Source organism: Kitasatospora sp. NPDC057965, assembly GCF_042887135.1.
Classification (GTDB): Bacteria; Actinomycetota; Actinomycetes; order Streptomycetales; family Streptomycetaceae; genus Kitasatospora.
Genome location: NZ_JBHVPZ010000015.1, coordinates 96,313 through 117,372, shown reverse-complemented (window position 1 = coordinate 117,372; position 21,060 = coordinate 96,313). Strand labels below are relative to the sequence as shown.

Below are 21,060 nucleotides of genomic sequence, written 5' to 3'. Positions count from 1 at the left end.
CCAGGTATTCGTTCGGCCCCAGGCAGGAGGGCGTGAGCGATCGGCCGAGTGTCAGAACGGCCGACGCCCGATCAGCTGCCGGTGCGACTCCTGCAGTCCCTCGGGAAGGTCGTCCGGCGAGAACCATCGGGCCTCCAGGATCTCGAATGAGACCGCCTCGACACGGCCGCTGACGAACAGTGCCTCGTAGGCGACTTCAATGCGCAGCTTGTATCCGCTCTTCAGGTGCGCCAGTTCGCACACCTTCACCGTGAGTCCGGTCTCCTCCCGGACCTCACGCACGATCGTGTCCTCGAAGCTCTCGCCCTTGTTGGCATAGCCAGTCGGCAGACCCCACTGCCGCCCCTCCGGCCACAACCGGTGTTTGAGCAGCAGCACCCGCCCCTCGTCGTCGCGGACGATGCCCGTGACTCCGACCATGAACTTCGAGTGCCACAGCCACAGAACGCGCCACTGCATCGGCCCACGGATGAGCCGCCAGAGCTTCGCAATGATCTTCTTCATGGGTCGCCCCTTCATCTTTCCCCTTCGTTCGGCTTCGCGGAGCTGAATGCCAGGCTAGGGGGTTTCCGGATAGAGACTCAACAATATTCCTGCCATCGACTAAAAATCTTGCGATATATCTCGAAAATGGTCAGCCCAACCGCCCATCTTTACCCGGGCATTCTCACCCCAGAGCGCATATCCCTCGAAGGTCAGGAACTCGTCCAGATAGTCCTGGACATCTCGGGGATCGCGGAACACGAGCGCTCCCGTGGAGACTTCCACGATGGCCAGGGATTCGTCATAGACGGTGAAGACGTTCAACGGCGCCCATGGCATGTGGCCGGCCATCGGAATCACCCCGATCCGGACGTTCGGCAGCCGGGAGACGGAGACCAACCTGTCGATCTGCATCGCCATGGCCTGCGCCGGGACAAGGGGCCACCGGCAGGCCTGCTCGGTCAGGATGAAGCTGAACTGCTTGGACGACTCGTAGAGGACGTCCTGCCGTTCGAGCTTCTTGGCGATCGCCTTCGTATGGTCCCCGGGAAACGGGGCGAGGCTGGCCCGAACGTACTCGGGCGTCGCGAGCAGTCCGGTGATCATCGTCGGCAGGAAGTAGCGGAACCGGATCGTGCTGCGCTCAAGTGTCGCCAGCTCGATCTGCTTCCTGTCGAGGCCCTTCCGCCGCAACGCTCGCGCATCCTGCCACTCGGTGTTGGCGAGGCGGGCAAGCGCCGTCACATGAGCGACGAGGTCCAGCGGCGCGTCCAGCGCCCGCAGGATCAGCTCGACGTCGACAAGTGACGGTATGACCCTGCCGGTCTCGATCTTGGAGATCTTGGACTGCGACATGCTGACACGCCGAGCAAGCTGGACTCCGGAGAGTCCAGCTCGCTTGCGAAGCTCTTGAAGGATTGCCGCCAGGTCAGAACTCGATTGACCCAGCTCCTGCGGATCAAACGTCAATGCCCTTCACGTACTCCTCGAAAGGCACCGACTCGGCGATGGCAATGCGCTGGTACTCGATGAACGGACTGACGTCGCCCTCGAAAACGGTGCGGTCGATCTGTGTCCCGTCGGGGAGGTAGTTCATGAGCACCACCTCCCTCTTGTCGAACATCCAGAAGTCGGTGACTCCAGCCAGTGGATCGGGGCGGTCCGTGACATCCATGATGCGGATGTCCTCCCCCGCCCAGACGTGCGGCAGATAGTACATGAACTCGTAGCGAAGGTACTCGGAGAGCGGGCGCGTGACGATGTGCACCCGCCCCTTCACCTTTCCCTCGCGCCGGACCCGCTTGAGGTCGTCGGTGTACTCGTTGGAGTGTGCGTGCGGGTCGATCCGCTCGCCCGCCCGGAAGGCCCGCAACTCCTCGATCTCCTGCGGCACGTTGTAGACCGGGAGGGTTTCGAGGCGCCATGCCTCCGTGGCGAAGTCCCGGAACCTGGACTGCCAGGCGTCACCATCCAAGCGCACGAAAAGCCTCCCGAAGCACGCTCTCGGGGATCTCCACCAGTCCTTCGCCGCCGGGCGGCGTGAAGGCGTCGGACACGTCCCCCTGGACCACGATCGTCCCGCGGTCGGTCCGGTACACGTTGGGGCAGTCGTTCTGGTTGCACTCCCCCGATCCGCTGCCGTTGCCCGTGTTGGTCAGCCTCGTGAGATTCGACCTGCTGTCCATCTCAACCCCCTGAGTTGCAGAGCCGTCAGACCCGACGGCAATGACGCTAGAGAAACCGGTCGGCCTGTGTCCACGGCGGGAAGGGGATATTCCCGTATTGGACTAAAGATCACGGCCGAAGGGTCCAAGGATCCATCGGCCGAAGGGAGTTCGCCTCCGGAGCTGCACAGGAAGTCGGACGGGCCGACGTCCTGTGCAGCCGGCCAGCAGCTCCGGTGGGTGCGGGCCCGTGAGGGTAGGGTGGCGGGTGGCTGTTGGCGGGGGGAGGGAAGGCGGGTTGACGGTGCTTCACGTCATCACTGGCGCGCCGGGGGCCGGGAAGTCGACGCTGCTGGGGCACTTGGGGGCGTACCCGTTCGGGAGTGTCGACTTCGATGAGTTGCCGGAGCCGGATGGCAGGCTGCTGGGCATCGGCATCACCTCGCCCTCGGCGAGTCCCGTGTGGCCCGCCTACAACAGGCTCTGGGTGAAGATCGCGAACATGATGCTCCGGGCCGGTAGGCCCGTGCTGATCCTCTGCCCCTTGACGCCGGGCGAATGGGCAAGCGCGGCTGCCGACGTCGTGGACCCGCCGCGCACCTCCTGGGCGCACCTCGATTGCGTCGACGCCGACAGGCGTGCACGGCTTGCCGCGCGCGGGTGGGGGCCGGATCGGATCGAGGGCGCGATCAAGGACGCCGAGGAGCTTCGGTGCGCGGTGGACCGGCAGTTCACCACCAGCGGACGGAGCCCTGCCGAGGTGGCTTCGGCCGTCGCCGACTGGATCGCCAACGGCCCGGAGTAGCACCCCTTCGAACGCCGGTGTTGTCGAGCAGGTGCCGCTGCCCCGGGATGGGCGGCGGAGCAACGAACTGCCGTCCGCCCCGTGCTCGACGATCGTCCACGCTTCCGGGGACCGAAGCCCCGGGTGCCCCTCTTCCGGGTGAATTCCTCGGCACCCCGGAACCGTCCGCGGTAGTCCGGTTCCCGGGTGGTGAGGATGGCCGACGCACCGGACTCCGGCCACGCCGAACGCTGAGGGGTACGCCCATGTGGAAGTCACTACTGCTGCACCGATCGCTGCGCCGTACGGCGGTCGCCGCGGCCGGCTGCCTCGCCCTGCTGGCGGGTGCCGCCCCGGCGTCGACCGCGCAGGGCACCGCGACCCGCGCCGCCGGTCACCGGCTCCCCGCGAACTTCGCCCACCCCGCACCCTCGAAGCGGGAGACCGTCTTCGACCCCGTCTACCTCGTCCAGGCCAACTCCGGCCGCGGGGCGACGTTCGAGGTCTACGAAGGCTGGGACTACGCGCTCCTGACCAACCAGCCGGGCAACGGCACTGCCCTGGTCTTCACCCTGCACGCCGACGACCTCACCTACAGCATCGAGTCGACGTCCGCCAACTGGGGCGAGTACCGGACCTGGTGCCTCCACGGAAGTGACATCCGGCTGGAGAAGAGCAGTTGCAGGACCCGCTGGCAGGTCGAAGACCTGGGCGGCGACCAGTTCTACCTCAAGGTGGCGGGGACGAACAGGAAGATCAAGACCAGCAAGCTGCAGGACCGCAAGCGGTGGCTGGCCGCCGAGACGGAGATCTTCATCGTCAACGAGGAGTTCGTCAGGTTCAAGCTCGTCCACCCCTGATCCCGGGCTCGCTCAGCACAGGCGGCCGTCCACCGGTGGGCGGACGGCCGCTGGGCGCCGAGCGGGGAGGCCGGCCGTCAGACCGACTGGGCGAAGGCGAGGAAGGACTGCCAGGCGGCCGGGGTGAAGGTGAGGTGGGGGCCGGACTTGTCCTTGGAGTCGCGGACGAGGACGGCGGACGTCGTCTCGGCGACCTCGACGCACTCGCCGCCTTCGCCACTGCTGTGGCTGCTCTTGTGCCAGCCGACCTCGATGCAGCAGGCATTGTCGTTGAGGCTGTGGCTGCTCTTGAACCAGGCGATCTCGACGCAGTTGCCGCCCTCGTTGCTGCTGTAGCTGCTCTTGAACCACACCAGATCGCTGCTCATCGCTCTCCCTGAAGTGAGGTTGCTGTAGCGCCCGTTCAGGATACGGAGCGTCGCCCAGGGTGGCCATGGCACAACCCCTACACGGCGGGGACGGCACCCACACAGAGAGCGGCCGTCCACCGGTGGGTGGACGGCCGCTGGGCATCGAGTGGGGAGACTGGTCGTCAGACCGACTGCGCGAACTCGACGAAGGACTGCCAGGCCTCCGGCGAGAAGGTGAGGTGGGGACCGGACTTGTCCTTGGAGTCACGCACCAGCACGGTCGACGTCGCGTCCGCGACCTCGACGCACTCGCCGCCCTCGTTGCCGCTGTAGCTGCTCTTGAACCACACCAGTTCGCTGCTCATCGCTCTCCCAGAATCTTCTCGATCATCGCCATGGACTCCTGCGGAGTGTGCGCCTGCGACCTGAGCGTGCTGTAGCGCGCGTTCAGGATCCGGACTTCACTCTGATCCGTAATCAGCCTACTGCTCGTCTGCACCTCGATGTAGCCCACCTGCGAGCGTCCCCTCGGCGTGAGCAGGATGAACGGGCCGCCCATACCAGCGTGCTCCGTGCGGTCGAGCGGCATCACCTGGATCACCATCCCCCTGGTGCGCCCGACCTCCAGCAGGTGCCGCAACTGCTCCGCGTGCACGTCCCAGCCCCCCATCGGCCGACGGAGCACGCTCTCGTCGATCACCCAGCTGAACATCGCGCGAGGCCACTTCGTCAGGACCTCCTGCCGCGCCATCCGGGCCGCCACCCGCATCTCGATGACCTCCTCAGAGAGCAGCGGCTGACGCATCTCGTAGACAGCTCGCGCGTGGGCCTCCGTCTGGAGCAGCCCCGGGAAGTCCCACATGCTCCAGTTGTTCAGGTCCTCGCACACCGCCTCCAGGCCCGCATAGCCCCGGAACCACTCGGGGTGCCGCACACGGGCCTTGGCCTTCGCCTGCTCGATGTCGTCCGCGATGATGAGCAGCAGGCCACCCGCGTCCAGGATCCTCTCCGCCGCCTCCAGCAGTTCCCGCTGCGGCGTACGCTTGCCCTGCTCCACCGCGCCGATCAGGCTCTCGGTGTAGCCGACCTGCTTGGCGAACTCCTTCTGCGTCAGGCCGGCCCGCTCGCGCAGCAGCTTGATCTGCTTGCCGACCGCCCGCAGGAAGTCCGACACCTCGGACAGGTCCTCGTCGAGCTGCGGGCGCGCCACGTCGCCGCTGTCTCCGCCGGTTCCCTTAACTTCGGTCATTACGACCTCCCCATTTTCCGGTCACGGCCGACCGCCGTCACGCGACACTTTCCGCACACACACAGGCACTCACCGTGCCCACCAGATGCGTCGTCAGCCTAAGCCTGGGGGGGCAGGCTTTTCCCCATGAAGTCCGAAATTCCCCTCGACGACCCCGAGCCGCGCGCCCACACCGCGCTCCTCACTTCCACCCCCAAGGGAGCCGCCATCGGCCGCCGGATCGCCCGGCAGCAGCTGACCGCCTGGGACCTCAACTCCCTTTGGCCGGAGGCGTTTCACCACGCGTTGATCATCGTCGCGGAGCTGGCCGCCAACGCCTCCACCCACGGGCGCACTCCGGGGCGCGGGTTCGAGCTGCACCTCTCGCTCACCACCGCGCGCCGGGCGTGCACCACCGTGCTCCGGATCGAAGTCTCGGACTGCCGAGGGGACCGCCGCCCCGTCCTCCCGTCGGCGGCCTGCCCGCCGGACTCCCAGTCGGGGCGCGGGCTCACCCTCGTCGACGCGCTCGCCGACCGTTGGGGCACCCTGCCCCGGGAGCCCAACGCCAAGACGGTCTGGGCCGAACTCGATCTGCCCGTCGCCGAGTTCAAGACCGCCCCCGACCCCTCCCCCACCGACGATGTCGCTGCCTGACCAGACCCCGCACCCCCAGCACAGCCCGGCCGCCGCCGCGGCCTACACCGTCCTCCCCTTCGCCCTCCTCCTCGCGCTGATCGCCTGGATCTACCCGGTCCTGAAGTACCACCACGACCTGCACCCCACCACCCCGGCCGCCACAGCAACCGCGACTGCGACCGCGACCCCGACCCCGACCGCAACCCCCAACCCCTGACCGCCGCACAGGAAGTCGGCCCCGCCGACTTCCTACTCCCCCTCCACCGCCGGCCGCCGGGCGTCGACCTCGATCTCGATGCGCATCCGGGGGTCGGCGAGTCCGCAGACCATCATCGTGGCCGCGGGCCGCACCTCCCCGAAGTACCGCCGCAGCACGGGCCAGCAGGGCTCGAAGTCCGCACGCTCCGGCAGCAGATACCGTACCCGCACCACGTCGGCGAAGGTGCAGCCGGCCTCGGCCAGGGCCTCGCCGATGTTGCGCAGGCACTGCTCGGCCTGCTCGACGACGCCATCGGCGATCGTCATCGTCCGGTAGTCGAATCCGGTGGTCCCGGAGACGTGCACCGCGTCCCCGACCACCACCGCCCTCGCATAACCGATCTGCTCCTCGAAGGTCGAACCGCTGAGAATGGCGCGTCGCTCTGTCATGCGGCGAACGCTAAGCACGCTGCGGTGATACGTCCAATACCCGAATAACCATCGCCTGATATCCCTAGGAATATGGACCGCCCCGAACTCCCACTCCCCCAGTTGCACGCTTTCACGGTGCTCGCCGAGGAACTGCACTTCGGCCACGCCGCCGCCCGCCTCGGTATCGCGCAGCCCCCGCTCAGCCAGCAGATAGCCCGGCTGGAGACGAAGGTCGGGCACCCGCTGTTCGTCCGCGCGCCGGGGCGGGTCGCGCTCACCCCGGCCGGGCGGGAGCTGCTGCCGGCGGCCCGGCGGGCGCTCGCCGACCTCGCCGACGGGCTGGCCGCCGCCCGGGCCGTGGGCAGCGGGCGGGCCGGGCGGCTGCGGATCGGGTTCTCGGCCTCCCTCGCGCTGACCGTCCTGCCGGGACTGCTCGCCACCTTCCGCACGCGCTACCCGGACGTGGACCTCGACCTGCGCGAGATGACCACCTCCCCGCAGCTCGCCGCCCTCCAGGAGCGGACCATGGACGTCGGGCTGCTGCGCGAGCCCCCGGACGACGCCGGGGCGGGGCCGCTCGCCTTCCGGACCGTGCTCACCGAGCCGTTCGTCGCCGTGCTCCCCGCAGACCACCCGCTGGCCGCCCAACGCGCCATAGACGTCTCCCAGCTGGCGGACGAGCCGTTCGTCCTCCTCCCCCGCTCCGTCGGGCCGCGGCTCTACGACGGGATCACGGGACTGTGCGAAGCAGCGGGGTTCGCGCCACGGATCGCGCAGCACGCGGTGGAGTGGCAGACGGTGTGCGCGCTCGTCGGCGCGGGGCTCGGGGTGTCGCTCGCCCCGGCGAGCATCCGGCGCCTGCGGCTGCGGGAGGTCGCCTTCCGCCCGGTCGAACCGCGCACGGCCCGCACCCGGGTCGCCGTCGCCTGGCGGCGGGACGACCCGAGCCCCCTGGTGGCCAACCTGCTGGCGGCCCTCGGCGAGCGCGACGGCTAACGGTGCCAGTTGCTCCAGTTGCCGCCCGTGTCGCGCTCCTTGTACCAGCTGTTGCCGTCCGTGCCGCGCGCCTTCAGCTGCAGGTAGTTGCCGCTGTGGGCGCTGATGGTGGCGTCGGAGGTGAGCACGCCGCCCAGCGAGACCACGGGGCTCGCGGTGTTGTTCGGGGTCATCCAGGTGGTCCAGATCGCGTGGTCCGCGCCGACGAAGAACGACTGGCGGGTGCCGTCGTCGAAGTAGTACATGGGGATGTTGAAGCCGTACCCGCCGCCGCAGAGGAACTTCGCGCCGGGCCAGCCGATCCAGTTCTCGGCCGTGGTCGCCGGCTTGGTGCACATGTAGTTCACCAAGGTGTCCACCTGCGCGGCCTGGGCGGTGCCCGCCGTACCGGCGACCGCGCCCACCAGCGTGGCGGCGACCACGGCCGACGACGCGACGGCCTTCCCGAACCTCTTCATCCCCATGACCCGACCTCCGGATAGCGGACCGGCCCGCCCACCGGTCCGGCGGGCGGCGCGAAGGCCCTCACCACCCATCCTCAGCCGCGGGTTCGGCGCCTTCGGCGGTCACCGACGAGAACGGCCCGCGCGGCCGGGCAGGAGTGCCCGGCCGACCGCCGGACGACTGCCCGCTCGCGCGGAAAACCGCTTGCCGGCGGCACGTGGGCAACGCGGATACTGCGGCATGAGCAGAATCGCGCAGGTCATCGTGCTGGCGACGTACGCGGACGAGGCCATGGAGCCGCTGACGCGGGAGGACTCGCCGGACTGGCGCTTCAAGCCGCTCGACCTGTTCGCCGGCGGGTGGGTGATCGAGTTCCACGGGATGCGCCCGCGGACCGGGCTGCTGCGGCGGCTGGAGTCGCTGGCGTGGCCGCACCCGGAGAGCGTCCAGGTGCTGATCCACGACGAGGAGGACGACTGCTACGGGCTCTGGATGATGCGGGACGGCACCCTGACCGAGGTGCCGATCCCCGGTCACCGGCGCTACTACGGTCCGGAACCGAGCGGCGACGACCCGCCCTCGCCGGGCTCGCTGTGGCGGCCGGACACGGCGACGACGGCCGTCTCCGGCTGGGCCCGCACCACGCCCCAGGATCCGCGCCCCGCCTGGTGACGCCCGCCGGGCCGGGCGCTCCCGCAGGAAAAGCGCGTGCCCGCACGAAGCGGCCGGTGCGAGACTGCGCGCCATGAGCGAACCCGAACTCAGCGAGCTGGACTACCTCCGGGAGATCGAGCGCCTCGCACACGACGTGACCGTGGAGGCTTCCGCCGAGGACCGGCTCTCGTACGCGGAGGATCCGCCGGACGCGACGCCGTTCCAGCGCAGCGTCAACGCGCTCGCCCGGGCGGTGCGCTCGTACCACTTCGAGGGCGACGGCTGTGTGGAGGACCGCCCCCTCCTCAAGCTGGCCGCCGCCGCGGTCCTGAAGCCGGGGGCCATGCCGGCGGGGGCGGAGGAGGACTACGAGCAGGCGTGCGCGCGGTTCGGTGTCGAGCCCCGGCCGGAGGGCTGGGCGCTCTGGCACACCTGGGGCGAGGGCGGGCTCCAGGTGACCATGGTGGTGTCGGCGGTCGGGACGACCGAGGGGCTGTTCAGGAACTGGTCTCTGGGCAGGGAGCTCGACCCGGTGACGCCGCTGCCCTCGCAGATCGCCCTCGTCCACCACGGCTGGACCGGCCCGATGACGTTCGCACCGCGCGGCCACCGGCGCTTCGGGCTCACCGGGGCACCGCTGTCCTGAGCGCCGCGGCGGGAGCCGGCGCTCAGCGCGCCGGGACCGGGCCGGGGACGAGACGGGGCACGAGGCGGACGTAGGCGACCATGCCGAGGACCTCGACCAGCGTCTGCGTGACGACGACGGAGGCCGCGAGGGCCAGCGTGTCCGGCAGGGCGAGGGCGAGCGGGAGGACGACCAGGGAGTTGCGGGTCGCGCCGGTGAAGACGATCGCCCGGGCGGCGCCGGTGCCCAGCCCGAAGAGGCGGGCGACGGCCTTGCCCGCGAACGCCATCACCACCAGGAACAGCACGTAGAACGGGACCATCCCGGCGACGTCGCCCAGGCTGTCGCCGAGCTTGGGGACCTGGGAGGCGACCACGGTCAGCAGGGTCGCGGCCATCAGCGGCACCATCGTGGTGCTCGCCGCGTCGGACACCCGCTGCCCGGCCGGGCGGCGGGCGGCCCAGGCCTGGAGCAGCCAGGCGAGGGCGAGCGGGGCGACGATCAGGGTGAGGAAGGCCCGCAGGAACGGGGCGGCCTCGACGGTGTCGGCCAGCTCCGAGCCCATGAACAGGTAGAGGAACACCGGGAGCAGCAGCATCTGCGCCACCAGCAGCAGCGGGGTGGCGGCGAGCAGCCGGCGGCTGGAGCCGCCGGCCAGGCCGGAGAAGACGATGACGTAGTCCACGCACGGGCAGAGCAGCACCAGCAGCGCGCCGATGCGCACGGCCCGGTCGTCGGGCAGGAAGGTGAACATCGCGGCCACCACCAGCGGGACGACGACGAAGTTCACCGTCAGCGCGGCGGCGAGGAAGCGGGTGTCGCGCAGCGAGCGCAGCAGCTCGGCGGCGGGCACCTGGAGGAAGGTGACGAACAGCAGGGCGCCGAGCACGGGATTGATGGCGTGCTCCAGTCCGGGGCCCGCGCCCGGCGCCAGCAGGCCGAGCAGGCCGCCGAGCGCCATCGCGGCGAGGTAGATCGCCACCTGGTGCCGTTCCATCCGCTCGACGGGGCCGCCGCCGTCGCCGCTGCCGCTCGCCGGTTCCTGCTGTGACACTCCCACTGCTCCCTCGTGCGTCGGCGCCCGGCCGCCACGGTGGTGGCGGACCGGGGTTCATCCTCGCAGCTCAGGGCGGTCGGGCCGGATGGGAGCGGGTCGGGCAGGTCAGGGGCCGTCGGGGCAGGAGGCCTTGCGGCGCTTCTCGAACTCCTTGGTGTTCATCAGCTTGTAGTCCCAGTCCCAGCCGCCGGCCGCCCAGGTGCCGACGGGCAGGCTGAGCAGCACGTCGCCGGGGACGGTCACGCTGAGGGTGCGGTCGCGGGCGACCTCCACGGTGTACCGCTTGTCGGCGACGACGCCCTCGGCGAGGGCGCCGTGCGAGGTCCAGCCGGGCGGCGGGTCGCCGAGGTCGACCTTGTCGGTGGCGGAACGGCCCTCGCGCGGGCGGACCTCGACCTTGTCCGTGCCGGGGAAGACCTTCACCCGGATGGCGTGCAGGCGCTCGTCGTGGCACATGCCGGTGCGGACGACCACCCGGCCGGACTCCATGCGGACACCGATCAGCTGGTCCTGCTTGGGCTTCGGCCCGCCGCAGCCCACCGTCGCCGTCACGGCGGCCGTCACCACCACCAGCACCGTTCTCACCCCGCGCCGCCGCACCCCGTACCTCCTTCGCACCCACCCGATCGGACCCGATCCTGCCCCACGGGCCCCACCCGCCGCACAGGAGGGACCGGTGGGGGCGTTGCGGGGCGGGCCGTCGGGAGGGCAGGGGCCCGTGCCCCGAGGGGAAAGGGGCGCGCCCCGCACCGGGGGGACCGGTGCGGGACGCGGGGTGGGGTGGGGCAGGGGTGTCAGGCGTCGTAGCGCAGGCCGTGGCCGAAGCGGAACAGCGGGTCGGCGGTGTCGAACGGGACGTCCGGACGGCTGGCCTCCACGGCCGCCATCGAGGACGGCAGGTCGAACGGCAGCGAGCCCTGCGGGCGCTCCTCGCCGAACAGGACCCGCACGAAGGCCTGCTCCTCCGCGCCGAAGTTGACCGTCAGCGCGGCGGCGTGGCCCGCGATGGCGGTCAGGATCGCCGGGCGGTCCAGGTACACGTCCACGACCGTCGGCACGGTGGCGCAGATCCGCCGCACGCGCTCGACCTCCTCGGCCGGGAAGTCCAGCGAGCCCGCGCGGAAGAAGGACTCGACGGTTCCCGCCTCCCCGCGCGGCTCGAACGGCGCCGCCAGCCGCAGCACGGCCACGTCCGCCTCCTGCGGCGTCGCGACCAGGGTCGCCCGGTCACCCAGGACCTCGGCGGACAGCCCCTCCGCGTACACCTTCAGCGCGCCGCCCGGGGCGAGCGGCAGGCGGGCCGGGCCGGCGTCCGCGTTGGCCAGCAGGACAAACGCGGCCGCCTGGGCGGCGAGGCCCTCGGCGCGCGCCCCGGCGGAGCCGACCAGCAGGTCGGCGGCGTCCTCGTCCAGGTAGGGCCGGTCGAACAGGCCGAGCCGGAACTTCTCGCGCAGCAGTCGGCGCGCCGAGTCGTCGAGGCGCCGCTCGCTCACCTTCCCGGCCGTGACCAGGTCGACCAGCACCTGCGGGCGGAACTCGCCGCCGAACTGGTCCACCCCGGCGTCCAGGGACTTGAGCATGCGCTCCTCGTAGGTCAGCTCCTCCACACCCCAGAACTTGTCGCCGAGGATGGCCCAGTCGGTGCAGACGATGCCGTCGTAGCCGAGCCGCTCGCGCAGCAGGTCGGTGATGATGCCCTTGTTGAAGCCGAAGCCGACCTCCTCGTACTCGGTACCGACCGGCATGCCGTAGTAGGGCATCATCTGGGCGACACCGGCGTCGATGACGGCCTTGAACGGCGCGAGGTGGTAGTCGAAGTGGTCGCCCGGGTAGACCTGCTCGCGTCCGTACGCGAAGTGCGGGTCCTCGCCGTTCAGCTGCGGGCCGCCGCCGGGGAAGTGCTTGGCCATCGCGGAGACCGACTCCGTGCCGACCTCCTCGCCCTGGAGCCCGCGCACGTAGGCGACGGCGAGCTTGGAGGTGAGCTCGGCGTCCTCGCCGAAGGTGGTGCTGATACGGGCCCAGCGGGGCTCGGTGGCGAGGTCGATCTGCGGGTGCAGGGCGACCCGGATGCCGGTGGCCAGGTACTCGCGGCGCACGGTGTCGGCCCAGCGCTCGACCAGTTCGGGCGAGCCGACGGCGGCGAAGCCCAGCGGCTCGGGCCACTGCGAGAACGGGCCGGCCATCAGGGCGGTGGCGGGGTTGTCGGTGAAGGAGTGGCGCGGGTCGCTGGAGATGGTGACCGGGATGCCCAGCGGCCGCTCCAGGACGGTGCGCTGGAGGCTGTTGTGCCAGGCCGCCAGGTCACGCGCGCTGTTCGCCCAGAGGATGTTGAAGTGGTTGATGCGCCGCTCCAGGAGCTTCGCCATGGACGGCATGCCGAACAGGCCGGGCTCGTCGAGGGCGGCGGTGTGGCCCAGCGGGTGGAACATCAGGCCGACCTTGTCCTCCAGCGGCAGGCGGCTCAGCAGGTCCTCGACACGCTGGTCGACGGAGAGCGTCGGGTCCTGGTACGGGAAGCGGGCTTCGGTGCTCATGACGGGGGCCTTTCTCGGTGGTGCAGGGGGGGCGGGGAGTCGGGAGGGTCAGACGGCGCTTCTGATCCTGGTCACCAGCAGCGCGCCGGCCAGGCAGAACACGGCGGCGAGGCCGAACCAGAGCGAGTAGCCGGCGCCGCCGAGCAGGGCGTTGCCGACCGGGATGACGACCACGCCGGCCAGGAACGGCGAGAGCGAGGCCGGCAGGGTGTTGGCGATGTTGAGCACGCCCAGGTCCTTGGCCGTGTCGTCCTGACTGGGCAGCAGGCTGATGGCGAGGGCGTTGTCGACGGCGAAGAACATGCCGGCGCCGATGCCGAGCACCGCTTCGAGGGCGAGCAGGGTGCCGAGGCCGGCGTCGCCCAGGTACGGCGTGACGGTCACCACGGCGAGCACGGCCGCCATCACCAGGCCGCCGGCCATCACGAAGGGCTTGCGGCGGCCGACGCGGTCGGAGACGGTGCCGCCGACGACGCTGGCGACGACCAGGGTGGCCACGCTCAGGCCGTTGGCCAGGGCGTTGAAGCGCAGCTGCTCGTCGGTGTCGTCCATGCCGAACTCGGCCGCCAGGAAGAGCGTCAGATAACCGGCGAGGGCGCCGTAGCCGAGCATGATGAGGAACTTGCTCAGCCAGGCCCAGCCGAAGTCCGGGTGCTTGCGGGGATCGAAGACGAAGGAGAGCAGCAGGCTGCGCAGGTTGAGCGGCTCGTCCGGCGGGGCGGTGCGGACACGGTCGGGCAGCCGGGCGGCGAACCAGAAGCCGAGGACGACGGCGATGGCGGCCGGCACGGCGAAGCGCAGGAGATCGCCGGGCAGCACGGAGAGCAGGACCGCGCCGATCATGATGCCGATCGGGGTGACCGCGCCGACGATGCCGGACACGCTGCCGCGCCTGGCCTCGGGCACGTGGTCGGCGACGGTCGCGCCGGCGGCGGCGAAGGCGACGTTGGCGGCGCCCTGGGCGGCGCACCAGGCGATCAGCAGCAGCGGGACGTTGGGGGCGAGGGCGCAGGCCACCAGGGCCAGGGCCATGACGGAGATGCCGCCGACGATGAACGGGCGGCGCATGCCGAACCGGGAGGCGCAGCGGTCGGAGAGGCGGCCGGCGAGAGGCTGGGCGACCAGCGCGAACAGGGCGCCGGTGCCGCTCACCAGCCCGAGCTGGGCGGGGGCGTCGTCCAGGCCCACGAGGTCCTGGATCTTGACCGACAGGCCTCCCATGACGGGGGCGAGCACGGCCAGGTACATGCCGAACTGGCCGAGGGCCAGTCTTCGGACGAAGCCGTGCGGTGCCTGCGGCGCGGGGGTCGCCGCAGGCAGGGGCGGGGATTCGAGCATGGGGGAGCTCCTTGGAGGCCGGCCACGACGGCGGGGCGGATCCGGCCGCGGTTGCAGGGGGCGCGGCGTGGGGCCAATTGCTACACACGTGTAGCTTTCTGTCAAGCAACCCTGCTACCGTTCCCCCATGACCACCTCAGGAGCCGGGGCCCGGGCCGGGACCGCCACGGCCGGCGGGTACGCCAAGGGACGCGCCCGGCGCGCCGCGATCATCCAGAGCGCCGCCGAGCACTTCGCGCAGCGCGGATTCCGGGCCGTGACGATCCTCGACCTCGCCGCCGCGTGCGACATCTCCCGGGCCGGTCTGCTGCGCTACTTCCCCGACAAGGACGCGCTGCTGCAGGCCGTCCTGGAGGACCGCGACCGGCTCGACCGGGAGCGCTTCCGGCCCTACACCCGGCTCGGCGGCGGCCTCGGCGTGCTGCGCGGGATCGTCGACCTCGCCGGGCACAACGAACTCACCCCCGGGCTCATCGAGCTGTTCGTCCGGCTCTCCGGCGAGGCGTCGGACCCCGAGCACCCCGCCCATGCCTACTTCGCCGAACGCTACGAGCGCATCCGGCGCGGCACCGCCCACGCCCTGCGCGAGGCCGGCGCGGCCGGCCACCTGCGGGCCGGCACCGACCCCGGGGACGCCGCCGTCCGACTCACCGCGCTGATGGACGGTCTGCAGACGCAGTGGCTGTTCGACCGGTCCGTCGACATGTCCCGCCATGTGCGCACGGCCGTGCTCGCGCTGCTGAACGAGCGGGGCGCCGCCGCCTTCGAGGCGCTCACCCCGCCCGTCCTGCCCGACTGATCGTCACTTCTCCCGGACGGTCCGGGCGCGCGCGTCGCCCGGCGCGGCGGACAGGGGCCGTCCGAGCACGATCGCGATCGCCAGGAACACGGCTGCGATGCCGAGGAGTTGGGGCACGGACAGCGTCTGGTCCTTGACGAGGTAGCCCAGCAGCGCCGCCGTCACCGGGCTGGCGAGTGCCAGGAAGGAGACCGTCACCACCGGCAGGCGGGCCAGGCCCCTGAACCAGAGCAGGTAGCTCAGGACGGCGCCCAGGCCGGCCAGGTACGCAAACCCGAGGACGTTGGAGCCGGTCAGTCGCTCGGGAAGGCGCTCCAGCGACAGCCAGCACGGCAGCAGGACCACCCCGCCCGCGGTGAGCTGCCACCCGGTGAAGGTGAGCAGGCCGACGCCGTCGGGGCGGCCCCACCGTTTGGCCAGGGTGAGGCCCGCGGCCATGCACAGCGCCCCGCCGACGGCGGCGAGCACCCCGGTGCCGTCGAGCGGGACCGCGCCCTTGAGGACGAGCAGGGCCACTCCCCCGGCGCCCAGGGCGCAGGCCAGCGCGCGCCGGGCGGTGACCGGCTCGCCGAGGACGGCGGCGGCGAGCACCACGACGAACATCGGCTGCGCGGAGAGGATCACCGCGGCGACACCGCCCGGCAGCCGGTAGGCGGCGACGAAGAGCAGCAGGTTGAAGGCGCCGATGTTCAGCACGCCCAGCACCGGGGCGCGCCACCACCAGAGGCCGGCCGGCAGTCGGCGGCCGGCCGGCGACCGGCCGCCGAGAGCCAGCAGGAACAGGCCGCCGGGCAGGGCGCGGACGGTGGTGGCCAGCAACGGCCGGTCCGGGGGCAGGAGTTCGGTGGTCACCAGGTAGGTGCTGCCCCAGACCGTCGGCGCCAGGGCGGTCAGGGCCACGGTGGGCGCGGTCGTCAGGCCCACGCGGTGTCCTTCGGGGTGTGGTGCCCGGTGGTGTGGTCGATGCCGTTCACGTGGCGCTCCTCTCGGCTGCACGGGCGCGCGGAAGCGCGCTCCGGGTAAGGGAGTTGAGGGGGAAGGGCACCAGTCTCGGGCCGGGCGGATCGATGAGTCCAACACATGCTTGTCACCCGACGCATCGCACATCACGATGGATCGATGGAGCTCCAGCAGATGCGGTACGTCGTCGCCGTGGCCGAGACGAACAGCTTCACCAGGGCCGCCCAGCGCTGCCTGGTGGTGCAGTCCGCTCTCAGTCACCAGATCGCCCGCCTGGAGAAGGAGTTGGGCGCGCGGCTGTTCGAGCGCACCAGCCGCCGGGTCCGGCTGACCCCGGCGGGCGCGGCCTTCCTGCCGGCCGCCCGGCAGTGCCTGGAGGCAGCGGAACGGGCCGCCGCCGAGGTCGCCGCGTCCCTCGGGGAGGTGCGCGGACGGCTCACGGTGGGGCTGATCCCCTCCGTCGCCGCCGTGGACCTCCCCGCCGTGCTCGGGGAGTTCCACCGCCGCCACCCGAAGGCCCGGGTGAGCCTCAGCGTGGGCGCCAGCGACGACCTCGTCGAGCAGGTCCGGCAGGGCGCGATCGAGGTCGCCTTCCTCGGCATCCCCGTCACCGCGCGCCCCCGGGGTGTCATGGCGCGGGAGCTGGCGAGGGAGCGGCTGGTCGCCGTGGTCGCCCCGGACCACCCGCTCGCCGGGGAGACCTCGGTGGACCTGCGGCGGCTGGCCTCGGAGGTGTTCGTGGACCTCCCGGCGAAGACCGCCGGCCGGGCCCAGTCCGATCTGGCCTTCGCCGCCGCCGGTCTCACCCGCGAGGTCGCCTTCGAGGTGACCAACGCCGACTACCTGGCGCGACTGGTCGGCGCGGGCCTGGGCGTGGCCCTGCTGCCGCCCTCGTACGTCGCGGGCCTGACGACCGGCATGGTCACGGTCGAGGTGACGGACGCGCCGGCCCGCGCGGAGTACGTGATCTGGGGCCGGGAGAACCCCCACCCGGCCGCGGCCGCGTTCCTGGAACTGCTGGACCTCGCGGAGGACTGAGCGAGCGGCGCGGGCACCCCGTCCGGGGCACCCGCGGGTCCGCGGGTGCCTCGGGCGGGGGGGGTCGGTCCGGCTTGGATCGCGGCCGGTGACCGGCACCGGGGTCACCCGGGGGCCGCGTGGCGTGAACCGGTCGGGGTGACCGGCCTGACCGATAAGGCGTCAGATCTACATTTGCCACCGGAATCCGAGGAAGTGGGAGTCCGTTTGTGGACGGTGTGCGAGGATCACCGTCGGCCACAGGCCACTCCGCCGGTTCCGTGCTCCCACCGGCAGCCGAGTGCTCCGCCGTGCCGGACCGCGATCGCCCGTCCTGGCGCGGCCCACCCCCTGACGAAGGGCATCCATGTCTCGTTCCACCCTCGCCGCAACGTCGGCCCCCGGCAGGCGTGTCCCCGCGGCCCTCCTGGCCACGGCGGTCACCACGTTCGGTCTGCTGGCCGGCGCGAGCCCTGCTCACGCCGACTCCGTGGTGCAGATAGCCGGCCCGGCCGGGCCCGTTCCGGCGAACACCGGCTACACCGTCACCCTCGACGTCCCCAACACCAACCCGAACTCCCGCGCCAACTCCACGTACCTCAAGATCGCGCTGTCCGGCGCCGCCGCCACGGTGACGTCCGCGACGACCTCCAGCGATTTCTGGACCTGCGACTTCACCGCCGGATCGTCCGGCGAGTGCTGGCACCTCGCCAACCTGGTCGCCCCGGTGTCGATCACACTCACCGTCGTACCGACCGCGGGCGGGACCGTCACCACCGGCGTCGACGCCTTCAACAGCGCCCTGCAGCCGGTGGGGAAGGACTCCCTCAGCACGCGGGTCCAGACCCCGGCTCCGGTGGTGACGGGCCTCGCGCCCGGCCACGGCCCGCTGGCCGGCGGCAGCACCGTCGTGCTCACCGGCACCAACCTGACCGGCGCGAGCGCCGTGAACTTCGGCGCCACCGCGGCCACCTCGTTCACCGTCGACAGCGACACCCAGATCACCGCCACCGCTCCCGCCGGGAGCTCCCCCGGTGCCGTCGACGTCAGCGTCACCACCCCGGGCGGCACCGCCGCCGCCCCGAAGTACACCTACGACGAGGGCTCGTACGTCTTCTCCAAGACCGCCGACCCCGCGTCGGGCTCGACCGTGAAGGCGGGCGACAAGGTCACCTACAGCGTCACCGTCGCTCAGAAGGGCACGGGCGAGGTCAAGGGCGCGACCCTGACCGACGACCTGTCGAAGGTGCTCGACGACGCCGCCTACAACGACGACGTCAAGGCCACCTCCGGCACCGCCGAGGTCAAGGACGGCAAGCTGACCTGGACCGGGGACCTGCCGCAGGGCGGCACCGCGACGATCACCTACTCCGTGACCGTCAACGGCAACGGCGACAAGCAGCTGCACAACACCGTCACCACGTCGGACACCAAGCGCGGCACCTGCGACACCGAGAAGGCCTGCGCGACCGACCACGCGGCGACGGTTGCGAGCACCCCGTCGCCCACGCCGACCTCGACGGCCACCTCGACGCCGACGGCCACGCCGCCCCCCACCTCGACGCCGACCCCCACGCCGACCCCCACGGCCACGCCGACCGATGCCGGCCAGACGCCCGGCACCCCCGCCCCCAGCGCGTCGACCACGGCTCCGGCGGCCCCGGGCCACTCGGCCTCGCCCGCCCCGGTGGCCCCGGTGGCCCCGGTGGCCGCGCAGACGTCGGGCGGAGCGCTCGCGAGCACCGGTTCCACCGCGCTCACCACGACGGCGGTCAGCGGCGCACTGCTGATCCTCGGCGGCCTCGCCGTCGCCGTCAGCCGCCGGCGCCGCCTCGGCTGACCGGACCGATCCGACGGGCGGGGGTCGTGGCATCCAGCCACGACCCCCGCCCGTTGTCAGGCCCCGGCGAGGCGGGCGAGGGCGGCGGCCGCGGCGGTGTCCTCCCCCGGGGAGAAGACGTGCAGGACGAGGCCCGTCTCGCCAGGAGCGGCCGGGACGTGCAGGGCCTCGAAGTCCAGGGTGAGGGTGCCGGTGAGCGGGTGGTGCAGGCGTTTGCGGCCCGCCGCGCACATCACCACCTCCCCGGAGTCCCAGATCCGGCGGAACTCCGCGCTCGCGGAGGAGAGTTCGGTGATCAGCGCGGTCAACTCGGCATCGTCCGGCCAGGTGCCCGCCGCCACTCGGAGCTGGCCGACCGCCTCGGCGGCGCGGTCCGCCCAGTCGGGGTGGACCGCGCGGGAAGCCTCGTCCCGGAAGAGGAAGCGGGCCTGGTTGCGGTCGCGGCGGGCCTCGTCCCCGACGCCGCCGAGGAGCTCGGCGCCCAGCGGGTTCCAGGCCACCGCGTCGAGGCGGTGGTCGGTGACGAACGCGGGCAGGCCCGTGCCCAGCGCGTCCAGCATCCGCCGCAGCACCGCGCTCACCCGGGGCGCGGGCACCGGGGGGCGGCGGCCACAGGCCAGGGTGTCCAGGTGGCGGCGCTCCGCCTGGTCCAGGCCCAGGGTGCGGGCCAGCGCCTCCAGCACCTCGCCCGACGGCTGGGTGGAGCGGCCCTGCTCCAGGCGGACGTAGTAGTCGACGCTGATGCCCGCCAGCTGCGCCAGTTCCTCGCGGCGCAGTCCGCGCACCCGCCGGCGACCGCCGCCCGCCAGGCCGACCCGCTCCGGGGCGACCCGGCCGCGGCGGGCGCGCAGGAACTCGCCCAGGGCGCGGCGGGGATCGACGGAACGGGAGGCGGTGTCGTCGGCGGTGGCGGCGGTGTCCATGGGATCCAGTATGGGTGGCCCCGGCAGTACCAGGACCGGGAGTCCGCCGGACGCACAGGGGCCTGGCTGCGGCGGGCCGGGCGGGCGAGGGTGGGTGGCATGAACAGCCACGCACCGCGGCAGCAGCCTGCCGCCGAGCGCCCCAGGCGCGTCCTGATCGTCACCGCCCACCCCGAGCCCCGCTCGCTCACCGCCGCGCTGGCCGGCTTCGCCGTCGAGCGGCTGCGCGCCGCCGGGCACGAGGTGCGGGTCTCCGACCTGTACGCGATGAAGTGGCAGGCCTCGCTCGGCGTCGACGACTTCCCCGAGCATCCGGCGGACGCACGTCTGGAGGTGCTCCCCGCCCAGGGCGAGGCCACCCGCGCCGGGCGGCTCGCGGCGGAACTCGCGGCCGAGCAGGAGAAGCTGCGCTGGGCGGACGCGGTGGTGTTCCAGTTCCCGCTGTGGTGGTTCTCGGTGCCGGCGATCCTCAAGGGGTGGATCGACCGGGTCCTCACCTTCGGCTTCGCGCACGGCCCGGACGTCCCGCCGCCGTACAGCGAGGGCGCGCTCGGCGGCAAGCGCGCGCTGCTGGCGGTGAGCGTCGGCGCGCGCGAGTCGGCGTTCGACGAACGGGGCGCGCACGGGCCGCTGGCGGAGGTGCTGTTCCCGCTGCAGCACGGCGTGCTCTGGTTCACCGGTATGGCGGCGCTGGAACCGTTCGCCGCGTACGGGACGGTGGGCCTGGCGGAGGAGGGGTTCGCGGCCGTCGCGGAGGTGTACGGGCGGCGGCTGGACGGGCTGTTCACGGAGCGGCCGGTGCCGTTCCGGCGGCTGGACGGCGGCGACTACGGGCGGGACATGCGGCTGCGGGAGGGCGTCGGGCGGCCGGGCGCGAGCGGCCTGGCGCTGCACACGCGCTGACCGGATCGCCTCGGCGTCGTGAACGGCGCCTCCGGGGCGTTCGGAAGCGGGTTCAGAAGGAGGCCAGGCCGAGGGCTTCGCGCAGCGAGGCGGAGAAGACGCAGAGCAGCAGCCAGACGCCCAGGCCCGCGGTCACGGCGGCGAGGATCCGGCGAAGCGGCCTCGCCGCTCCTTGGGGCGGCGCAGCTGCCGCACGCCGAGCACGGCCACCAGTACGGCGAGGGCGCCCAGGGCGTAGGCGAGCACGGGGCTCAGGCGGTGGGCGAGTTCGGCGAGCACGAAGGCGGCGGCCAGGGAGCCCGGGGAAGGACGAGGGCCGGATCGGGGGC

General features: G+C 72.0%; 27 protein-coding genes. 11 read left to right on the top strand and 16 right to left on the bottom strand.

Features of this window, described 5'->3' with window-relative positions; translation table 11 throughout:
- Window positions 1-51: 51 nt before the first annotated feature.
- The 4 genes from ACFVVU_RS20750 to ACFVVU_RS20735 all read right to left on the bottom strand — a co-directional run bounded on the left by ACFVVU_RS20750 (window position 52) and on the right by ACFVVU_RS20735 (window position 2,168).
- Window positions 52-504: an NUDIX domain-containing protein gene (locus ACFVVU_RS20750; RefSeq protein WP_387791405.1), complete on the bottom strand. Its 453-nt coding sequence runs from the start codon at window positions 502-504 to the stop codon at window positions 52-54.
- 99 nt (window positions 505-603) lie between these two features.
- On the bottom strand, window positions 604-1,452 hold the full coding sequence (locus tag ACFVVU_RS20745) for a Scr1 family TA system antitoxin-like transcriptional regulator (protein ID WP_387791403.1): 849 nt from the start codon (window positions 1,450-1,452) through the stop codon (window positions 604-606).
- The gene (locus ACFVVU_RS20740; protein WP_387791402.1) at window positions 1,442-1,963 is read right to left on the bottom strand and encodes a DUF6879 family protein; all 522 of its coding nucleotides are present in this window, start codon (window positions 1,961-1,963) and stop codon (window positions 1,442-1,444) included. Before ACFVVU_RS20740 ends, ACFVVU_RS20745 begins: the two co-directional genes overlap by 11 nt.
- Window positions 1,947-2,168, bottom strand: coding sequence for a hypothetical protein (locus ACFVVU_RS20735; protein ID WP_387791400.1), 222 nt, complete (start codon window positions 2,166-2,168; stop codon window positions 1,947-1,949). Before ACFVVU_RS20735 ends, ACFVVU_RS20740 begins: the two co-directional genes overlap by 17 nt.
- Window positions 2,169-2,445: 277 nt before the next feature.
- Between ACFVVU_RS20735 and ACFVVU_RS20730 the strand changes: the two genes are divergently transcribed.
- On the top strand, window positions 2,446-2,952 hold the full coding sequence (locus tag ACFVVU_RS20730) for a hypothetical protein (protein WP_387791399.1): 507 nt from the start codon (window positions 2,446-2,448) through the stop codon (window positions 2,950-2,952).
- 245 nt (window positions 2,953-3,197) lie between these two features.
- A complete protein-coding gene (locus ACFVVU_RS20725) occupies window positions 3,198-3,791 on the top strand; it encodes a hypothetical protein (protein WP_387791398.1) in 594 nt (197 codons plus the stop codon).
- A 77-nt stretch (window positions 3,792-3,868) separates the two neighbouring features.
- On the opposite strand, the gene ACFVVU_RS20720 is transcribed toward ACFVVU_RS20725, so the two are convergent.
- From ACFVVU_RS20720 to ACFVVU_RS20710, 3 genes are all read right to left on the bottom strand, one after another.
- Window positions 3,869-4,159 carry a DUF397 domain-containing protein gene (locus tag ACFVVU_RS20720; protein ID WP_387791396.1) on the bottom strand — a complete coding sequence of 97 codons (291 nt, stop codon included), beginning with the start codon at window positions 4,157-4,159 and terminating at the stop codon, window positions 3,869-3,871.
- A gap of 164 nt (window positions 4,160-4,323) precedes the next feature.
- Window positions 4,324-4,506 carry a DUF397 domain-containing protein gene (locus ACFVVU_RS20715; protein ID WP_387791395.1) on the bottom strand — a complete coding sequence of 61 codons (183 nt, stop codon included), beginning with the start codon at window positions 4,504-4,506 and terminating at the stop codon, window positions 4,324-4,326.
- Window positions 4,503-5,390, bottom strand: coding sequence for a Scr1 family TA system antitoxin-like transcriptional regulator (locus ACFVVU_RS20710; RefSeq protein WP_387791393.1), 888 nt, complete (start codon window positions 5,388-5,390; stop codon window positions 4,503-4,505). The genes ACFVVU_RS20715 and ACFVVU_RS20710 overlap by 4 nt, the downstream gene beginning before the upstream one ends.
- A gap of 126 nt (window positions 5,391-5,516) precedes the next feature.
- On the opposite strand from ACFVVU_RS20710, the gene ACFVVU_RS20705 reads away from it, so the two are divergent.
- Both ACFVVU_RS20705 and ACFVVU_RS20700 read left to right on the top strand, forming a co-directional pair.
- Complete coding sequence (locus ACFVVU_RS20705) at window positions 5,517-6,026, top strand: ATP-binding protein (protein ID WP_355366595.1); 510 nt, start codon at window positions 5,517-5,519, stop codon at window positions 6,024-6,026.
- Window positions 6,013-6,225, top strand: coding sequence for a hypothetical protein (locus ACFVVU_RS20700; RefSeq protein WP_387791391.1), 213 nt, complete (start codon window positions 6,013-6,015; stop codon window positions 6,223-6,225). The genes ACFVVU_RS20705 and ACFVVU_RS20700 overlap by 14 nt, the downstream gene beginning before the upstream one ends.
- 32 nt (window positions 6,226-6,257) lie before the next feature.
- On the opposite strand, the gene ACFVVU_RS20695 is transcribed toward ACFVVU_RS20700, so the two are convergent.
- Window positions 6,258-6,656: a RidA family protein gene (locus ACFVVU_RS20695; protein ID WP_380684839.1), complete on the bottom strand. Its 399-nt coding sequence runs from the start codon at window positions 6,654-6,656 to the stop codon at window positions 6,258-6,260.
- Between the two features lie 72 nt (window positions 6,657-6,728).
- Between ACFVVU_RS20695 and ACFVVU_RS20690 the strand changes: the two genes are divergently transcribed.
- Window positions 6,729-7,634, top strand: a complete 906-nt coding sequence (locus ACFVVU_RS20690; protein WP_387791389.1) for a LysR family transcriptional regulator — start codon at window positions 6,729-6,731, stop codon at window positions 7,632-7,634.
- Here ACFVVU_RS20690 and ACFVVU_RS20685 read toward each other — a convergent pair.
- Window positions 7,631-8,098: a hypothetical protein gene (locus ACFVVU_RS20685; protein WP_387791387.1), complete on the bottom strand. Its 468-nt coding sequence runs from the start codon at window positions 8,096-8,098 to the stop codon at window positions 7,631-7,633. The two genes, ACFVVU_RS20690 and ACFVVU_RS20685, sit on opposite strands and share 4 nt — an antisense overlap.
- Before the next feature lie 220 nt (window positions 8,099-8,318).
- Between ACFVVU_RS20685 and ACFVVU_RS20680 the strand changes: the two genes are divergently transcribed.
- A complete protein-coding gene (locus ACFVVU_RS20680) occupies window positions 8,319-8,750 on the top strand; it encodes a hypothetical protein (protein WP_387791385.1) in 432 nt (143 codons plus the stop codon).
- Window positions 8,751-8,823: 73 nt separating this feature from the next.
- Entirely contained in the window at window positions 8,824-9,378 is a 555-nt protein-coding gene (locus ACFVVU_RS20675) for a hypothetical protein (RefSeq protein WP_387791383.1), read from the top strand.
- Window positions 9,379-9,400: 22 nt separating this feature from the next.
- Here the strand turns inward: ACFVVU_RS20675 and ACFVVU_RS20670 are convergent, their stop codons facing one another.
- The 4 genes from ACFVVU_RS20670 to ACFVVU_RS20655 form a co-directional block, all read right to left on the bottom strand.
- Window positions 9,401-10,354, bottom strand: a complete 954-nt coding sequence (locus tag ACFVVU_RS20670; protein ID WP_387791524.1) for an arsenic resistance protein — start codon at window positions 10,352-10,354, stop codon at window positions 9,401-9,403.
- Between the two features lie 165 nt (window positions 10,355-10,519).
- Window positions 10,520-11,032, bottom strand: a complete 513-nt coding sequence (locus ACFVVU_RS20665) for a hypothetical protein (RefSeq protein ID WP_387791382.1) — start codon at window positions 11,030-11,032, stop codon at window positions 10,520-10,522.
- 176 nt (window positions 11,033-11,208) lie between these two features.
- Window positions 11,209-12,951 (bottom strand): glycoside hydrolase family 3 protein, encoded by a 1,743-nt coding sequence (locus ACFVVU_RS20660; RefSeq protein WP_387791379.1) that lies wholly within the window; start codon window positions 12,949-12,951, stop codon window positions 11,209-11,211.
- Between the two features lie 48 nt (window positions 12,952-12,999).
- The gene (locus tag ACFVVU_RS20655; RefSeq protein ID WP_380684832.1) at window positions 13,000-14,289 is read right to left on the bottom strand and encodes an MFS transporter; all 1,290 of its coding nucleotides are present in this window, start codon (window positions 14,287-14,289) and stop codon (window positions 13,000-13,002) included.
- Window positions 14,290-14,416: 127 nt separating this feature from the next.
- Here ACFVVU_RS20655 and ACFVVU_RS20650 point away from each other — a divergent pair, with 127 nt between their 5' ends.
- Complete coding sequence (locus tag ACFVVU_RS20650; protein WP_387791378.1) at window positions 14,417-15,088, top strand: TetR/AcrR family transcriptional regulator; 672 nt, start codon at window positions 14,417-14,419, stop codon at window positions 15,086-15,088.
- Window positions 15,089-15,091: 3 nt separating this feature from the next.
- Here ACFVVU_RS20650 and ACFVVU_RS20645 read toward each other — a convergent pair whose 3' ends face one another.
- Window positions 15,092-16,012 carry an EamA family transporter gene (locus ACFVVU_RS20645; RefSeq protein WP_387791376.1) on the bottom strand — a complete coding sequence of 307 codons (921 nt, stop codon included), beginning with the start codon at window positions 16,010-16,012 and terminating at the stop codon, window positions 15,092-15,094.
- Window positions 16,013-16,207: 195 nt separating this feature from the next.
- Here ACFVVU_RS20645 and ACFVVU_RS20640 point away from each other — a divergent pair, with 195 nt between their 5' ends.
- Entirely contained in the window at window positions 16,208-17,086 is an 879-nt protein-coding gene (locus tag ACFVVU_RS20640; protein ID WP_387791374.1) for a LysR family transcriptional regulator, read from the top strand.
- Window positions 17,087-17,432: 346 nt separating this feature from the next.
- Window positions 17,433-18,905, top strand: coding sequence for an IPT/TIG domain-containing protein (locus ACFVVU_RS20635; protein ID WP_387791372.1), 1,473 nt, complete (start codon window positions 17,433-17,435; stop codon window positions 18,903-18,905).
- Window positions 18,906-18,961: 56 nt separating this feature from the next.
- On the opposite strand, the gene ACFVVU_RS20630 is transcribed toward ACFVVU_RS20635, so the two are convergent.
- Complete coding sequence (locus ACFVVU_RS20630; protein ID WP_380685088.1) at window positions 18,962-19,828, bottom strand: helix-turn-helix transcriptional regulator; 867 nt, start codon at window positions 19,826-19,828, stop codon at window positions 18,962-18,964.
- Between the two features lie 99 nt (window positions 19,829-19,927).
- Here ACFVVU_RS20630 and ACFVVU_RS20625 point away from each other — a divergent pair, with 99 nt between their 5' ends.
- Window positions 19,928-20,731 carry an NAD(P)H-dependent oxidoreductase gene (locus ACFVVU_RS20625; protein ID WP_387791370.1) on the top strand — a complete coding sequence of 268 codons (804 nt, stop codon included), beginning with the start codon at window positions 19,928-19,930 and terminating at the stop codon, window positions 20,729-20,731.
- A gap of 132 nt (window positions 20,732-20,863) precedes the next feature.
- Here the strand turns inward: ACFVVU_RS20625 and ACFVVU_RS20620 are convergent, their stop codons facing one another.
- Window positions 20,864-21,010, bottom strand: a complete 147-nt coding sequence (locus ACFVVU_RS20620) for a hypothetical protein (RefSeq protein ID WP_380685086.1) — start codon at window positions 21,008-21,010, stop codon at window positions 20,864-20,866.
- Window positions 21,011-21,060 lie beyond the last annotated feature (50 nt).

Bases quoted from the DNA above. Each gene is read 5' to 3' on its own strand.
- ACFVVU_RS20750 (WP_387791405.1), bottom strand. From the start codon at position 504: ATGAAGAAGATCATTGCGAAGCTCTGGCGGCTCATCCGTGGGCCGATG.
- ACFVVU_RS20735 (WP_387791400.1), bottom strand. From the start codon at position 2,168: ATGGACAGCAGGTCGAATCTCACGAGGCTGACCAACACGGGCAACGGC.
- ACFVVU_RS20725 (WP_387791398.1), top strand. From the start codon at position 3,198: ATGTGGAAGTCACTACTGCTGCACCGATCGCTGCGCCGTACGGCGGTC.
- ACFVVU_RS20720 (WP_387791396.1), bottom strand. From the start codon at position 4,159: ATGAGCAGCGATCTGGTGTGGTTCAAGAGCAGCTACAGCAGCAACGAG.
- ACFVVU_RS20715 (WP_387791395.1), bottom strand. From the start codon at position 4,506: ATGAGCAGCGAACTGGTGTGGTTCAAGAGCAGCTACAGCGGCAACGAG.
- ACFVVU_RS20710 (WP_387791393.1), bottom strand. From the start codon at position 5,390: ATGACCGAAGTTAAGGGAACCGGCGGAGACAGCGGCGACGTGGCGCGC.
- ACFVVU_RS20705 (WP_355366595.1), top strand. From the start codon at position 5,517: ATGAAGTCCGAAATTCCCCTCGACGACCCCGAGCCGCGCGCCCACACC.
- ACFVVU_RS20700 (WP_387791391.1), top strand. From the start codon at position 6,013: ATGTCGCTGCCTGACCAGACCCCGCACCCCCAGCACAGCCCGGCCGCC.
- ACFVVU_RS20695 (WP_380684839.1), bottom strand. From the start codon at position 6,656: ATGACAGAGCGACGCGCCATTCTCAGCGGTTCGACCTTCGAGGAGCAG.
- ACFVVU_RS20690 (WP_387791389.1), top strand. From the start codon at position 6,729: ATGGACCGCCCCGAACTCCCACTCCCCCAGTTGCACGCTTTCACGGTG.
- ACFVVU_RS20685 (WP_387791387.1), bottom strand. From the start codon at position 8,098: ATGGGGATGAAGAGGTTCGGGAAGGCCGTCGCGTCGTCGGCCGTGGTC.
- ACFVVU_RS20680 (WP_387791385.1), top strand. From the start codon at position 8,319: ATGAGCAGAATCGCGCAGGTCATCGTGCTGGCGACGTACGCGGACGAG.
- ACFVVU_RS20675 (WP_387791383.1), top strand. From the start codon at position 8,824: ATGAGCGAACCCGAACTCAGCGAGCTGGACTACCTCCGGGAGATCGAG.
- ACFVVU_RS20670 (WP_387791524.1), bottom strand. From the start codon at position 10,354: ATGGAACGGCACCAGGTGGCGATCTACCTCGCCGCGATGGCGCTCGGC.
- ACFVVU_RS20660 (WP_387791379.1), bottom strand. From the start codon at position 12,951: ATGAGCACCGAAGCCCGCTTCCCGTACCAGGACCCGACGCTCTCCGTC.
- ACFVVU_RS20655 (WP_380684832.1), bottom strand. From the start codon at position 14,289: ATGCTCGAATCCCCGCCCCTGCCTGCGGCGACCCCCGCGCCGCAGGCA.
- ACFVVU_RS20650 (WP_387791378.1), top strand. From the start codon at position 14,417: ATGACCACCTCAGGAGCCGGGGCCCGGGCCGGGACCGCCACGGCCGGC.
- ACFVVU_RS20640 (WP_387791374.1), top strand. From the start codon at position 16,208: ATGGAGCTCCAGCAGATGCGGTACGTCGTCGCCGTGGCCGAGACGAAC.
- ACFVVU_RS20635 (WP_387791372.1), top strand. From the start codon at position 17,433: ATGTCTCGTTCCACCCTCGCCGCAACGTCGGCCCCCGGCAGGCGTGTC.
- ACFVVU_RS20630 (WP_380685088.1), bottom strand. From the start codon at position 19,828: ATGGACACCGCCGCCACCGCCGACGACACCGCCTCCCGTTCCGTCGAT.
- ACFVVU_RS20625 (WP_387791370.1), top strand. From the start codon at position 19,928: ATGAACAGCCACGCACCGCGGCAGCAGCCTGCCGCCGAGCGCCCCAGG.